Origin of the sequence: Burkholderia sp. 4NA327C6 (genome assembly GCF_005502655.1) — a bacterium.
Lineage (GTDB): Bacteria > Pseudomonadota > Gammaproteobacteria > Burkholderiales > Burkholderiaceae > Burkholderia > Burkholderia contaminans.
Genome location: NZ_SCNZ01000004.1, coordinates 51116 through 65104, shown reverse-complemented (window position 1 = coordinate 65104; position 13989 = coordinate 51116). Strand labels below are relative to the sequence as shown.

Below are 13989 nucleotides of genomic sequence, written 5' to 3'. Positions count from 1 at the left end.
GGCATGCCAACGCGCATGCAACTTTTCGTTCGTTGAAAGTGCGATGCACGCCCCCATCTGGATCTGGATCGCCGACACACCTGCCCGGCACGCACGCGCGACGTCTGGCACACTGACGATTCGATTCGCAAGCGCACCCTCCGCGCGCTTGCACCCCATTTCAACGCTCCGATGGACGTCACAGCTACCCGCCCTGCCGCCCGTGCGCTCGACGTGTTCCACCCGGCTGTCGCCGCGTGGTTCCGGCGCACGTTCGCCGCGCCCACCGGCGCGCAAGCGCTCGCTTGGCCGCACATCAAGGCCGGCCGATCGACGCTCGTTGCGGCACCGACCGGCTCCGGCAAGACGCTCACCGCCTTCCTGTGCGCGCTCGACGATCTGGTGCGCGATGCGCTGGCGCACGACGGCACGCTGCCCGACGCGACGCTCGTCGTGTACGTATCGCCGCTGAAAGCGCTGTCGAACGACATCCACGTGAACCTCGATGCGCCGCTCGCCGGCATCGCCGAATCGCTCGCGCAACTCGGCCTGCCGGTGCCGGCGATCCGCACCGCCGTGCGCACCGGCGACACGACGCAGGCCGAACGTGCCGCACTGCGCAAGCGCGCGCCGCACATCCTCGTCACGACGCCCGAGTCGTTGTACGTGCTGTTGTCGTCCACGTCGGGGCGACAGATGCTGTCGAACGTGCGCTCGGTCATCGTCGACGAAATCCATGCGCTCGCATCATCGAAGCGCGGCAGCCATCTTGCGCTGTCGCTCGAACGTCTCGACGCGCTGGCCGGCCATGCGCTGCCGCGTATCGGTCTGTCGGCCACGCAAAAGCCGATCGACGCGGTCGCGCGCTTCCTGGTCGGCGGCCCGGCTGACGCGCCTCGCGACTGCACGATCGTCGACACGGGCCACACGCGCGAGCGCGACCTCGCGCTCGAATTGCCGAACGTGCCGCTCGAGCCCGTGATGGCAACCGACGTGTGGGAACAGGTGTACGACCGCATCGCCGGCCTCGCGGCCGCGCATCGCACGACGCTGGTGTTCGTCAACACGCGGCGCACCGCCGAGCGCATGGCGCGCCATCTCGCCGACCGGCTCGGCAAGGAAGCGATCGCCGCGCATCACGGCAGTCTCGCGAAGGAGCACCGCTTCGACGCCGAGCAGCGCCTGAAGCGCGGCGAATTGAAACTGCTCGTCGCCACCGCATCGCTTGAACTCGGCATCGACATCGGCGACGTCGATCTCGTCTGCCAGGTCGGTTCGCCGCGCGGGATCGCACCGTTCCTGCAGCGCGTCGGCCGTTCGGGGCACCATGTCGGCGGCGTACCGAAAGGCCGGCTGTTCCCGCTGTCGCGCGACGAACTTGTCGAGTGCGCGGCGCTGCTCGATTGCGTGCAGCGCGGCGAACTTGACGCGCTGCGCATTCCCGAAGCGCCGCTCGACGTGCTCGCACAGCAGATCGTCGCCGAAGTGGCGTGCGCGGAATGGCAGGAAGATGCGCTGTACGCGAGTTTCACGCGCGCAGCGCCGTACGCGCGGCTGACGCGCGAGCGCTTCGACGAAGTGATGAAGATGCTCGCCGAAGGCTTCACGAGCCGGCGCGGCGTGCGCGGCGCCTACCTGCATCGCGACGTGGTCGGCGGCACCGTGCGCGGGCGCCGCAACGCGATGATGACCGCCACTACGTCGGGCGGCACGATCCCCGACATGGCCGACTACGCGGTGCTCCTCGAACCGCAGGGCATCCAGGTCGGCACGGTCAACGAGGATTTCGCGATCGAGAGCCTGGCCGGCGACGTGTTCCAGCTGGGCAACCAGTCGTACCGGATCATTCGCGTGGAAACGGGCCGCGTGCGTGTCGAGGACGCGCAAGGCCAGTCGCCGAGCATTCCGTTCTGGCTCGGCGAGGCGCCGGGGCGCAGCGACGAGCTGTCGGCGGCGGTCGGCCGGTTGCGTGCGCGGCTCGACGGACTGTTCGCCGACGGCGACCGGCTGGCGGCACATGGCAAGCGCCGCGAAGGCACCGGTGACGGAACCGGCGGGAGGTCCACACCTCGAACCGACGCCAAAGCCGGCGCGAATGCGAAGTCAAAGGCCGGGATCCAGGCCGATGCCTCGCTCGCCTTGCCGCACGACACCATTGCCGCCGGCACCGCTGAAAGCCGCCTCGCGCCGGCATTGCGCTGGCTCGTCGACGATCTGCACCTGTCGCCCGACGCCGCGCACCAGATCGCCGACTATCTCGCGCGCACGCGCGCTGCGCTCGGCGCGTTGCCGACGCAGGACACGCTCGTGATGGAGCGCTTCTTCGACGAATCGGGCGGCACGCAGCTCGTGATCCATTCGCCGTTCGGCAGCCGCATCAACCGCGCGTGGGGGCTCGCGCTGCGCAAGCGCTTCTGCCGCAATTTCAACTTCGAGCTGCAGGCGGCCGCGACCGACGACGCGATCATCCTGTCGCTGTCGCTCGCGCACAGCTTCGCGCTCGACGAAGTGTGGCGCTACCTGCGTTCGGCCAGCGCCGAGCACGTGCTGGTCCAGGCCCTGCTCGACGCGCCGATGTTCGGCGTGCGCTGGCGCTGGAACGCGACGACCGCGCTTGCATTGCCGCGCTTCACTGGCGGCAAGCGCACCGCGCCGCAACTGCAGCGGATGAAGAGCGAGGATCTGCTCGCAACCGTGTTCCCCGATCAGGTCGCGTGCCTCGAGAACATCGTCGGCGAGCGCGAGATTCCGCATCACCCGCTCGTCGACCAGACGCTCGACGACTGCCTGCACGACGCGATGGACACCGAGGGCTGGCTTGCGCTGCTGCGCCGGATCGAAAGCGGCGCGATCGAGCTCGTCGCGCGCGACCTGCCCGCGCCGTCGCCGCTCGCGGCCGAGATCCTGAACGCGAAACCCTACGCGTTCCTCGACGATGCACCGCTCGAGGAACGTCGCACGCAGGCCGTGCAGTCGCGCCGCTGGAGCGATCCCGAATCGGCCGACGATCTCGGCGCGCTCGACGCCGACGCGATCGATGCCGTGCGCGACGAAGCCTGGCCACTCGTGCGCGACGCCGACGAAATGCACGACGCGCTGCTCACGCTCGCGTGCATCGCCGACCGCGAAGCACGCGAACGCGAAGGCTGGCTCGACCGGCTCGCGGAACTCGCCGAACGCCGCCGTGCGACGAAACTCGTCGCGCCGGACGGCGCCACGCTGTGGGTGCCGGTCGAACGACTCGTGTGCCTGCGTGCACTGCATCCCGACGCGCGCATCGCGCCGGCGCTCAAGGTGCCGGCCGCCTGCGCGCAGCCGTGGGAAGCCGATGCGGCGCTCGTCGACGTGATCCGCGCGCGGCTCACCGGCTTCGGGCCGCTTGCGCTCGACGCGATCGCGACACCGCTCGGCCTGCCGCCCGCGTCGATCGCGACGGCACTCGCGGCGCTGGAGCGCGAAGGCTATGTGATGCGCGGCCGGTTCACACCGGGCACGACGGTGGACGAATGGTGCGAACGCCATCTGCTTGCGCGCATTCATCGCTATACGGTGAAGCGGCTGCGCCGCGAGATCGAGCCGGTCGAACGCGCCGATTTCATGCGCTTCCTGTTCCACTGGCAACACCTGACACCGGACACGCGCGGCACGGGCCGTGACGCACTCGCGGCCGTGGTCGAACAGCTCGAGGGCTACGAGGCCGCGGCGAGCGCCTGGGAAGACGCGCTGCTGCCCGCGCGCCTCACCGACTACATGGCAGGCGGGCTCGACGAGCTGTGCCGCTCGGGCAAGCTCGTGTGGACACGCATCGGCGCACCGGCGCGCGCGGCCGGCACACCCGTGAAGACGACGCCGATCGTGCTGCTGCCGCGCCGCCACCTGTCCGCATGGCAGGCGCTGCGCGATCCCGATGCGCAACCGGCGCTGTCCGCGCGGGCCACGCAGGTACGCGACGCGCTCGCCGCGCATGGCGCGATGTTCTTCGATGCGCTGCTCGACGACCTGCACATGCTGCCCGTCGAACTCGAACAGGCGCTCGGCGAACTCGTGTCGGCCGGCCTCGTGAATGCGGACAGCTACGCGGGCCTGCGTGCGCTGTTGAAGCCCGCCGTCAAGCGCAGCGCGACCTATGCGCCACGCACCCGGCGCGGCGGCGCGCTGATCGGCGGGATGGACGACGCGGGCCGCTGGGCACTCGTGCAACGTCACGCGCCATCGGACGATGCGCCCGCGCCGAAACGCAGCCAGGCCGCGACCGACCCCGACGCGCTCGAGCACATCGCGTGGACGCTGCTGCGCCGCTACGGTGTCGTGTTCTGGCGGCTGCTCGAACGCGAAGCCGACTGGCTGCCGAGCTGGCGCGAACTCGTGCGGGTACTGCAGCGCCTCGAAGCGCGCGGCGAAATTCGCGGCGGACGCTTCGTCGCCGGGCTCGCGGGCGAACAGTTCGCATTGCCCGAGGCGATTCCGATCCTGCGCGAACTGCGGCGGCAACCGGGTGACGGACAGTACGTGTGCGTGACGGGCGCCGATCCGCTGAATCTTGCCGGCACGCTGCTGCCCGGCGACAAGGTGCCGGCACTGGCCGGCAATCGCGTGCTGTTCCGCGACGGCGTGCCCGTCGCCTCGCTGGTTTCGGGAACGTTCCACTACGCGCCCGAGCTGTCGCCCGCCGCGCGCGAGTATGCCCGCCTGCGACTCGCGCGCCACTGCTGACATCGGCTGACACGCGACACCGCACGGACTACTGATCGCCGGGCCGCGCGGCCGCCGTCGTTCGGGTAGCATCGAACGATTTTCCACGCGGGCGCCCGCGCTCGAACACGACAAGACTTCCGGAGACTGCTGTCCATGCCCTCGCATGTCGAATCACCCGCCGCTCATCACGCGGGCTCGCTGACCATTTTCCAGGGCGCCGCGCTCTATATCGGCGCCGTGCTCGGCACCGGCGTGATTGCGCTGCCCGCACTGGCCGCCGAGGTCGCGGGCCCGGCCTCGCTGCTCGCATGGGCCGCGCTGGTCGTGCTGTCCGGACCGCTCGCGGCCACCTTCGCCGCACTCGGCGCGCGCTATCCCGACGCGGGCGGCGTATCGACCTATGCCCGGCGCGCATTCGGGCCGAAAGCCGCGGCAATCGTCGGCTGGTGCTTCTATTTCGCGGTGCCTGCCGGCGCACCGGCCGCCGCCATGTTCGGCGGCGCATACGTCGCGGCCGTCACGGGCGGCGGGCACACGACGGTCATCGTCACCGCTGCCGCGCTGATCGCGACCGTGTCGGCCGCGAATGCATTCGGCGTCACCGTTTCGGGCCGCATGCAGCTCGTGTTGTCGGCACTGCTCGTCACGCTGCTGCTCGCCGCGGTGCTCGCCTCCGCGCCGCATGCGCGCACCGCGAACCTGCATCCGTTCGCGCCGCATGGCTGGCTCGCCGTCGGCCAGGCTGCCGCGCTGCTCGTGTGGAGTTTCGCCGGCTGGGAAGCGATCACGCATCTCGCTGCCGAATTCCGTCGGCCCGCGCACGACATGCCGCGCTCGGCGGGAATCGCGGTCGTGGTGGTCGGGTTGCTGTATCTGTCGGTAGCGGCCGCGAGCGTGACGGTGCTCGGGCCTTCCGCGGGCGGATCGGGTGCGCCGCTCGCCGAACTGATCGCGGGCGGCATCGGCGGCCATGCGCAGGTGCTGGCCGCCGCGGCCGCACTGTTGCTCACGCTCGGTACGATGAACGCGTATTTCGCGGGCGCGGCGAAACTCGGCGCGGCGCTCGGGCGCGACGGCGCATTGCCCGCATGGCTCGCGCAAGGCAGCCAGGTCGGCGGCGTGCCGCGCCGCAGCCTTGGCGTGATCGCCCTGCTCGCAGTGGTCGCACTGGCTGCGACGACGCTGTCGGACGTCGGGCCGAAGCCGCTCGTGCTCGTCACCTCCGGGTGCTTCGTGATGGTGTACGGGCTCGGCGCGGCCGCCGCGCTGAAACTGCTGCCGCGCGGCGGCATCGCGCACCGTTGTGCATGGGTTTCGCTGGTTGCGGTGGCCGGGCTGTTTCTGACGACCGGGTGGTATATCTTGTGCCCGCTGCTGCTCGCGGGCGGTGCGCTGATTTATCTGCGGATGGCTCGCTAGTCGTAGAGCAGAATACAGTCGCCATCGCTTGCAAACGCAAAAGTATCACCGCTCTAGCCGACGTTGACTGCAATGCAAAATTTCCACGCCAGTTCTCAAGCTTTTACGAAACGCATTAACGTTGTCACCGCTTCGAATCGGCGAATCCCGACGTCAAAAAGTCAGATGCCGCCGCAGGCATGCCCTGGGCGAAAAATACCTGCGCGTACATTGAATCAATCAGATCTTGAAATCCCAATTCCATTGAATAGGGCGAACCTCCTCTTTCAACACATCGTTATTGTATTTCAAAAATTGATCCACAAGCGCGGGACTCCGATTGATCAGATCGATTTCATCCTGAGTTATATTGACGTTGGCAAACATCGCTTCTTTTCCGGTAATGGCTGACATATTATCTATTCCTTTTTGTTATTTTTGAAAAATCCAAAACCACGAAGACACTCGTCCTCTCCAAACCGGAAGTAAGCTCTGACACCCTTCGCCTTCGGACTATCGTAAGAAAAGGACGACCACGAAGCATGTGGGTTTACAGATCGATCGACCTCATGAAATACACCCCTTACATCAGCCGGACCAATACAAATCGCCGCCACATTCATTGACACAGAAATAATGACACGCTCAAAATTTCTATCGCGGGGCCGAAATATCCCATAATGAAAATTCTGGAGTTGATATTCCTTTGCACCTCCCCTTTGCTTGACTTCACTTCGGTAGCCGCGAATTAATTGGTCGGCACTTTCATAGACTGGCGTCTCAGGGCCCTTTACAAGAGCAATCTGCAATCGCTTTCCAACAAAGTCCACGTCGGTCAAATCGTTCGAGTCCGCTACAGCCTTGATGCCAAACAGAATATCGTGTGATGAACGAGGTGACACCAAGCCTGCTCCGTAATTCGCACACGCTGCAAGAGTGACTACTCCAAGCGCGAGCAAGAAAAGCGAAATCTTCCTCATTTAACACAAAGCCCTTTAGTTCAGATCAATTGATTTGGCATTTAGAAATCCCGTCAGATCGATTAATTAGAATCAACCGGATCCGAATACATTGCCGACGGATTATCCAGATGAACGAAGCCAAGACGACTCGTCATTGCAGGTAAAACTTCTGGAGGCTCAACTGACTGCGCATGACGCAAACCGCTTACTAGACGATCAGAAGAAACCTCCGGCCGAGAAAAATCGATATTACTTTTCACCACCACACCCGCAATACCGGTTACATTCATAGCCTTCATAAGAATTACTCCTTTTAAAAAAACTCAATTAATTTAACAAAAGCGCTCAACTCGGCAGCCAGAAACTGGGATTTTATGTCGCAGCGACAATTGCATTATATGGAGGCGAGTTCGAGCCAAAAAATCAGTCAGCCTCTTAAGAGCACTTTGATCAAGATGATTTTTCATTTTTACATCCCCACCTTCAACTCTTCCTTACTTCAATAAGAATATTTGAAAGATTGCCAGCAGAATTGAACCCGACAGTAATAGTCCTCTCATATTGGCCGTCCACCTGATAACATCTCCATGTTTCACTCCCATGAGGTGCTGTGGGTGCGCCCGGACCGCCATGAGGAAAAGGTTCAGACGGAAGACGGACAAATTTATTCGCGAAAATTTTCATCGCAGCATTAAAATCCGGACCACCTTTGTACATTCCAAAGTTCAGGGCCGCCGTGACCGCACCTGATTGATGAATCGTTTTACCGCCCCCAAATCGAGCACCCGCCGCCGATCCTCCAAAAAACTCCGACGTCTTTATTCTCGGAAATACTAAATCCGATACACTCCCCGAAATCGAAGTATTCCGCTCAGCTCCATCACTTTTCTCGATTACACTTGCCACTTCGAGGTTAAAAATATCCTTCAGATTGGCCTCGGTATAGAACTTATCCCGCAACAAAAGATCGCTATCAAAAATCACCTTAAGATTATTAACGATATCAACAGGAATTTTCGGTTGAGAAATCATCTGATTCACCTCTTCACTGACTTTCGAAGGAACGGAATTTTCTATTGACGAACCCGTCTGTTGCGCAGCATTTAGAATACTTTTCAGTACAGGAGGCATTTGCGGCGCGTCCTCTGGTTGGACGTAACGCCAACCTCCTGGCAACGTTGCGGACGCGTCGGACGCCGGCACCGGGTGCGCATAACTTATGTTGCTTACCACTGTGGCGGTCGCCACTGCAGTTGCTGCCATAGCTTTCATCAGCATTGCCCCTCTCAAAAATAACGTTCAATTACCAAGAGATACCGGCTGCATCGAACTTCGCATACCCGCTCACTTGACCATTGACGCTGAAAAACATCGCTGTTTGTGAGCCATCGGCAGCAAAGTCGTACTTTGTATAGCTCTTGTCGAGGTTGAAGTCAGACTGCTGCGTGACCTTGCCGTTCGCGCCGTAGAAGATGTCCAGCGTCTTGAAACATCGGGATTCAGCGCAAGCGAACCGCCCATCCCACCTGGCAGCAGCGCGTGTCCGAGTTCATGCGCCAGCGTGGTGGCGAAGACGTTTGGTGATTCGCTCCATGAAGGATCAAAGCTAATTACTTTGTCACGTGAACCCGTGCTAACTCCGCTGCCAGCAACACGTCGTTTGAACTGCCATTGACCCGCCGCACCAAATTCATTCAACTCACCAGCCAAAAAATCAGATTGGGAAGCAGCCTCAATAATTGCATTATATTCAATTGAATTAACTCCAAATCCGCTGGCGAGCTTCTTCAATGCGTCAGCCGTAAGAACGACAGTCATCGCACGCTCCTATTTATAATTTATTTTTGCGTCAATTCAATTAGAATATTCGATAATTCGCCAGACGAATTAAAACTAATTATGATACTTTTTTTCGTTTCCCCGTCAATCCGTTGGTATTTCCATGTTTCGTTTCCATGTGGGGCCGTGGCTGCCCCGGGGCCGCCATGGGGAGACGGCTGGGGCGGCACACGAACAAACCTCTTCTCGAATAATTTCGTGGCAGCATCAAAATCTGGACCGCCTTCATACATCCCGAAGTTCAAGCCGGACCTGATCAACTCCGATTGATCAATCTTTCCACCGACAAACTGTGCACCGGAAGTCGATCCACCGAAAAATTTTGATGTTTTTATTCTCGGAAAAATCGAATCGGATACGCTCCCAGAAATAGATATATTTTTTCCAGAGTCTTCGATGTTGTTATCTACGTTGACTTTTTCGAGGTTGAAAATATCCTTCAGGTTTTCTTCGGTATAGAACCCATCTTGCAGCAGGAGGTCACCGTCGAAAATGGCCTTGAGATTCTGAACAAACTCGACGGGGGTTTTCGGTCTGGAGATCATCTTCGTCACCTCTTCTCCGCCCTGCGGGGAAACGGACTGGTTTGTCGGCGAAGCCGCTTGTCGTACGGAATTCAGCTGGCTGGTCAGCGCAGGAGCCCTTTGGGGCCCATTCTCCGCTTGCGCATAACGCAGACTTCCCGGCAACGCGACCGGCAGGTCGGACGCCGGCATCGGCTGCGCATAAGTTATGTTGCTTGCCACGGTGGCGGTCGCCACCGCGGCTGCTGTCACGGCTTTCATGAATCTAGCTCCTCTCAGAAACTGCGTTTAACTACCACATTATGGAGTTGATTTATCGAACTCCAAACTCGTAAAAACTTCTTCCAAACCGATCGAATCTCGATCGTGTCGCGACAAATACAAAGTGTACTTACCGGCATAACGCTGCAGATTTAATCCCGCATCGACTTCCGAATCCCGTCCCTGACCGGTTCGAGCAGATAATCGAAGGCCGAGCGCGCATGCGTGCGGATATACACCTCGGTCCGGAGCCCCGGCCCGAGCGCGACCGGTTCCTTGGCGAGACGGTTGGCCCTTTCCAATGCTTGCGCCGGCACCTCGACCCGGACCACGTAGAAGCGCGTGCGCTTATCGCTGTCGGTCAGCGCGTCTGCCGAAATGTATGTGACCTTGCCGTCGGGCTTTTGTGCACGACGGATGTCACGTCGCTGGTCGACGTTGGCTGCAATGGAACATTCCACGCAGCGCCGTTGCCGTGTCAGCAGGCGTGGACATGGGTTATTTCGATCGTCCATTTGGTCGGGATACATTGCAGGTCCGCTCCGGTCGATCAGCGAACTCGGTAAACTTGCTGCGTCCTTTCTACGCACGGCAGAACTCGAATCAACAATGCTCGATATCCTCTTGATCAATACCCGAGTCAGCCGACACAGTAGGTATGCACTTGACGAGACATACCTATGCACGCATTCATCCCATCAAATCTGGAAACTCCAACTCCATTGAACAGAGGGGAAGCCGCTACTGCTGGGAATATAGATGGCGTTATTCTGGATCAAGTGCCCGTCGCCGGTATATTTCGAACTTGCGGTCAAGTGTCCCGACGAATCATAGTTTTTTGCGGTGTACGTTCCATCGCTGTTGTATGTGAACTTTGAGAACCCGGTAAGCTTGCCGGTTGATGTGCTAAAACGGTCAGCTTCGATCTGACGCCCTAGGCCATCGAATATGTCACGTTCGAATAGTTTTCCATAGGAGTACTGATAATAGTCATAAATAATGTGATTTACACCGAAAAGTGCGACCATTTCATCCGCACCATCAAACATGCGAGCAATGAAACTATTGTCAATAGAAAAATCATACTGATGCGTCGCCCGTCCGTTAGAGTAAAAGATATTCTGTGTCTTGAACCCGTTCGCATTAAAGGTCGCATATTCTGTCATCTTGCCATTAGTGCCGAACAGCGCCGCAAACTGCGAGCCATCACTATTAAAGACGTGAGATGCGTAGCTACCGTCGAGATTGAAGTCAATCTGCTTGGTCGCCTTTCCGTCCGCACCAAAGAAGATATCCTGCGTCTGGACACCGGCTGCATTGAACTTCGCATACTCGTTCACTTGACCATTGACGCCGAAAAACGTCGCTGTTTGTGAACCATCGGCAGCAAAGTCGTACTTCGTATAGCTCTTGTCGAGGTTGAAGTTGTACTGCTGCGTGGCCTTGCCGTTCGCTCCGTAGAAGATGTCCAGCGTCTTGAAGCCGTTGGCGTTGAACTTCGCGTACTCGGTCATCTGGCCGGTCGTGCCGTACAGCGAGGCGGTCTGTGAACCGTCGGCAGCGAAGTCGTACTTCGTATAGCTCTTGTCGAGGTTGAAGTTGTATTGCTGCGTGGCCTTGCCATCCACGCCGTAGAACGTGTCCAGCGTCTTGAAGCCGCCGGCATTGAACTTCGCGTACTCGATCATCTGGCCGGTCGTGCCGTAAAGCGAGGCGGTCTGCGAACCATCCGCGGCAAAGTCGTACTTCGTGTAGCTCTTGTCGAGGTTGAAGTTGTATTGCTGCGTGGCCTTGCCGTTCGCTCCGTAGAAGATGTCCAGCGTCTTGAAGCCGTTGGCGTTGAACTTCGCGTACTCGGTGATCTGGCCCGTTGTGCCGTACAGGGTCGCGGTCTGAGAACCATCGGCGGCGAAGTCGTATTTCGTGTAGCTCTTATCGAGGTTGAAGTTGTACTGCTGCGTGGCCTCGCCGTTCGCTCCGTAGAAAATATCCAGCGTCTTAAAGCCGTTGGCGTTGAACTTCGCGTACTCGGTGATCTGGCCCGTTGTGCCGTACAGGGTCGCGGTCTGAGAACCATCGGCAGAAAAGTCGTACTTCGTGTAGCTCTTATCGAGGTTGAAGTTGTACTGCTGCGTGGCCTCGCCGTTCGCTCCGTAGAAAATGTCCAACGTCTTGAAGCCGTTGGCGTTGAACTTCGCGTACTCGGTGATCTGGCCTGTCGTGCCATACAGCGTCGCGGTCTGTGAACCATCAGCAGCAAAGTCGTACTTCGTGTAGCTCTTGTCGAGATTGAAGTTGTACTGTTGCGTCGCCTTGCCATTCGCGCCGTAGAAGATGTCCAGCGTCTTGAAGCCATTGGTGTTGAACTTCGCGTATTCGGTGATCTTACCGTTCACTCCGTACAACGTTGCGGTCTGTGAGCCATCGGTACCGAAGTCGTACTTCGTATAGCTTTTGTCAAGCCGGAAGTCGTACCGCTGGGTTGCCGTGCCGTCGGCACCAAAAAATACATCCTGGAACTTGAACCCCGTGTAGTCGAATTTTGCTTGTTCCTGGATTTGGCCATTGGGAGCGAACAGGGCCGTAGTCACAGCACCTTTCAACGAAAGGTCGCCATTCACCATCACCCATCCGCCGTTCAGTAGCGGAATGCCCTTCGTATCAATCGTGAATACCGACTCGCCATCAACTGTGAAGCTGGTGTACTTGATCATGTCGCCCTGGACTTTCTGCCAGTCGACGAGATTCGGATCCATGCCGGAATGCTGGAGAATCCACCAATCCGCGTAATATTGGGTGTAGGTCAGATATTTTGCAATGGACGGCGGGAGCGTGCCGTAGTATTTACCTGCGGCGTCGACAAACGCCGTACCAGGATTCGCGAGCGTCTGAGCGGCAGCGGATCCCCACGTTACGTTTTTGACGTCGATACCGGCCGACCCCGCCAGTTTATTCAGTTGCAGCGTCAGACGACTGTCGGATAAGTCCGAATGCATGTGACCGGCCGCGCCACCAGTTAGGCCCAACTGGATTGCAACGATGTATTCGGAAAGCAGCGCCACCCCTTCGTTCGTCAAGCCATTGGCAACGGCCTGATCGGGATTCAGCGCAAGCGAACCGCCCATCCCGCCTGGCAGCAGCGCGTGCCCAAGTTCGTGAGCCAATGTGGTAGCGAAAACGTTCGGCGCTTCGCTCCATGTCGGATCGAAGGCGATGACCCTGTCAGTAGGGTTAGTGTAAACTCCCTTACCTATCTCCCCGGTTGCGAAGCTCCAGCCATCAAAATTACCGAAGGCATTCAGTTCGCCAGCCAAGAAAGAAGATTTTTCCGCAGCCTCGATAATTGCGTTATATTTTTCGGAGTTAAATACAAATCCATCTGCAAGCTTTTTAAGAGCTTTTTCATTGAGAGCAGACGTCAATTTAAATCCCCCTAATTTTATTTATTCTTGATATCAATGATAATGCGAGAAAGCTCACCGGCTGGATTAAATCCAACGGTGATTGCTTTCTCAATACGAATATCTACAAGCTGGTACCGCCACGTTTCGTTTCCGTGGGGAGCAGTAGCTGCACCCGGACCGCCGTGGGGAGATGGCTGTGGCGGCACGCGAACAAATTCATTCCTGAATATCTGTTGAGTTGCATTAAAGTCAGGCCCCCCCTCATGAATCCCAAAATTTATCACCGCCGTTTCCGCACCAGATTGACTAGTCGTCTTTCCACCTCCAAATTGGGCGCCAGGAATTGATCCTCCCAAAGCCCCCGGCACTTTTCTTCGTGGAATTACCGAACCCGGCACACTCGCCATAATCGAAATTTGTCGATCCGCGCCCTTAACCTCGTCGAATACGCTAACCTCTTCGAGATTGAATATATTTTTCAGATTTTCTTCGGTATAGAACGCATCTTGCAGTAGGAGATCGCCATCAAAAATGACCTTTAGATTATGAACAAACTCAAGAGGAGTTTTCGGTTTGGAGATCATCTGAGTTACCTCTTTTCCACCTTGCGGAAAAACGGACTGAGTGGTCAGTGAACCTGCTCGTTGCACAGAATTCAGACTGCTGGTCAACGCAGGAGCCATTTGCGGTGCGTCATCAGGTTGTGCATAACGCAGACCTCCCGGCAACGAGGCAGGGAGGTCAGTTGCCTGCACCGGCTGCGCATAACTTATGTTGCTTGCCACGGTGGCGGTCGCCACCGCGGCTGCTGTCACGGCTTTCATGAATCTAGCTCCTCTCAGAAACTGCGTTTAACTACCACATTATGGAGTTGATTTATCGAACTCCAAACTCGTAAAAACTTCTTCCAAACCGATCGAATCTCGA

Annotated in this window: 11 protein-coding genes; 2 read left to right on the top strand and 9 right to left on the bottom strand. The window is 58.9% G+C overall.

Annotated elements, in window-relative coordinates; all coding sequences use genetic code 11:
- Positions 1 to 171 precede the first annotated feature (171 nt).
- Both FFS49_RS05510 and FFS49_RS05505 read left to right on the top strand, forming a co-directional pair.
- Entirely contained in the window at positions 172 to 4692 is a 4521-nt protein-coding gene (locus FFS49_RS05510; protein WP_105815366.1) for a DEAD/DEAH box helicase, read from the top strand.
- 135 nt (positions 4693 to 4827) lie between these two features.
- On the top strand, positions 4828 to 6093 hold the full coding sequence (locus tag FFS49_RS05505; protein WP_105815367.1) for an amino acid permease: 1266 nt from the start codon (positions 4828 to 4830) through the stop codon (positions 6091 to 6093).
- Between the two features lie 219 nt (positions 6094 to 6312).
- Here FFS49_RS05505 and FFS49_RS41890 read toward each other — a convergent pair whose 3' ends face one another.
- The 9 genes from FFS49_RS41890 to FFS49_RS05465 form a co-directional block, all read right to left on the bottom strand.
- On the bottom strand, positions 6313 to 6486 hold the full coding sequence (locus FFS49_RS41890) for a hypothetical protein (RefSeq protein WP_171026722.1): 174 nt from the start codon (positions 6484 to 6486) through the stop codon (positions 6313 to 6315).
- A gap of 5 nt (positions 6487 to 6491) precedes the next feature.
- On the bottom strand, positions 6492 to 7052 hold the full coding sequence (locus FFS49_RS05500) for a hypothetical protein (RefSeq protein WP_137909817.1): 561 nt from the start codon (positions 7050 to 7052) through the stop codon (positions 6492 to 6494).
- 62 nt (positions 7053 to 7114) lie between these two features.
- The gene (locus FFS49_RS05495) at positions 7115 to 7333 is read right to left on the bottom strand and encodes a hypothetical protein (protein WP_137909816.1); all 219 of its coding nucleotides are present in this window, start codon (positions 7331 to 7333) and stop codon (positions 7115 to 7117) included.
- Positions 7334 to 7517: 184 nt separating this feature from the next.
- A complete protein-coding gene (locus FFS49_RS05490; RefSeq protein WP_137909815.1) occupies positions 7518 to 8312 on the bottom strand; it encodes a hypothetical protein in 795 nt (264 codons plus the stop codon).
- A gap of 66 nt (positions 8313 to 8378) precedes the next feature.
- Positions 8379 to 8852: a hypothetical protein gene (locus FFS49_RS05485; RefSeq protein WP_137909814.1), complete on the bottom strand. Its 474-nt coding sequence runs from the start codon at positions 8850 to 8852 to the stop codon at positions 8379 to 8381.
- Between the two features lie 20 nt (positions 8853 to 8872).
- Complete coding sequence (locus FFS49_RS05480; protein ID WP_137909813.1) at positions 8873 to 9658, bottom strand: hypothetical protein; 786 nt, start codon at positions 9656 to 9658, stop codon at positions 8873 to 8875.
- Positions 9659 to 9810: 152 nt separating this feature from the next.
- Positions 9811 to 10188, bottom strand: a complete 378-nt coding sequence (locus tag FFS49_RS05475) for a hypothetical protein (RefSeq protein WP_224755731.1) — start codon at positions 10186 to 10188, stop codon at positions 9811 to 9813.
- Positions 10189 to 10356: 168 nt separating this feature from the next.
- Positions 10357 to 13080 (bottom strand): hypothetical protein, encoded by a 2724-nt coding sequence (locus tag FFS49_RS05470; RefSeq protein WP_137909812.1) that lies wholly within the window; start codon positions 13078 to 13080, stop codon positions 10357 to 10359.
- A 17-nt stretch (positions 13081 to 13097) separates the two neighbouring features.
- Positions 13098 to 13886: a hypothetical protein gene (locus tag FFS49_RS05465; RefSeq protein WP_137909811.1), complete on the bottom strand. Its 789-nt coding sequence runs from the start codon at positions 13884 to 13886 to the stop codon at positions 13098 to 13100.
- Between the last annotated feature and the right edge of the window lie 103 nt (positions 13887 to 13989).

Excerpts from the sequence above, each read along its gene's own strand:
- FFS49_RS05475 (WP_224755731.1), bottom strand. The coding sequence starts at position 10,188 with ATGTATCCCGACCAAATGGACGATCGAAATAACCCATGTCCACGCCTG.
- FFS49_RS41890 (WP_171026722.1), bottom strand. The coding sequence starts at position 6,486 with ATGTCAGCCATTACCGGAAAAGAAGCGATGTTTGCCAACGTCAATATA.
- FFS49_RS05500 (WP_137909817.1), bottom strand. The coding sequence starts at position 7,052 with ATGAGGAAGATTTCGCTTTTCTTGCTCGCGCTTGGAGTAGTCACTCTT.
- FFS49_RS05495 (WP_137909816.1), bottom strand. The coding sequence starts at position 7,333 with ATGAAGGCTATGAATGTAACCGGTATTGCGGGTGTGGTGGTGAAAAGT.
- FFS49_RS05485 (WP_137909814.1), bottom strand. The coding sequence starts at position 8,852 with ATGACTGTCGTTCTTACGGCTGACGCATTGAAGAAGCTCGCCAGCGGA.
- FFS49_RS05480 (WP_137909813.1), bottom strand. The coding sequence starts at position 9,658 with ATGAAAGCCGTGACAGCAGCCGCGGTGGCGACCGCCACCGTGGCAAGC.
- FFS49_RS05510 (WP_105815366.1), top strand. The coding sequence starts at position 172 with ATGGACGTCACAGCTACCCGCCCTGCCGCCCGTGCGCTCGACGTGTTC.
- FFS49_RS05490 (WP_137909815.1), bottom strand. The coding sequence starts at position 8,312 with ATGCTGATGAAAGCTATGGCAGCAACTGCAGTGGCGACCGCCACAGTG.
- FFS49_RS05465 (WP_137909811.1), bottom strand. The coding sequence starts at position 13,886 with ATGAAAGCCGTGACAGCAGCCGCGGTGGCGACCGCCACCGTGGCAAGC.
- FFS49_RS05505 (WP_105815367.1), top strand. The coding sequence starts at position 4,828 with ATGCCCTCGCATGTCGAATCACCCGCCGCTCATCACGCGGGCTCGCTG.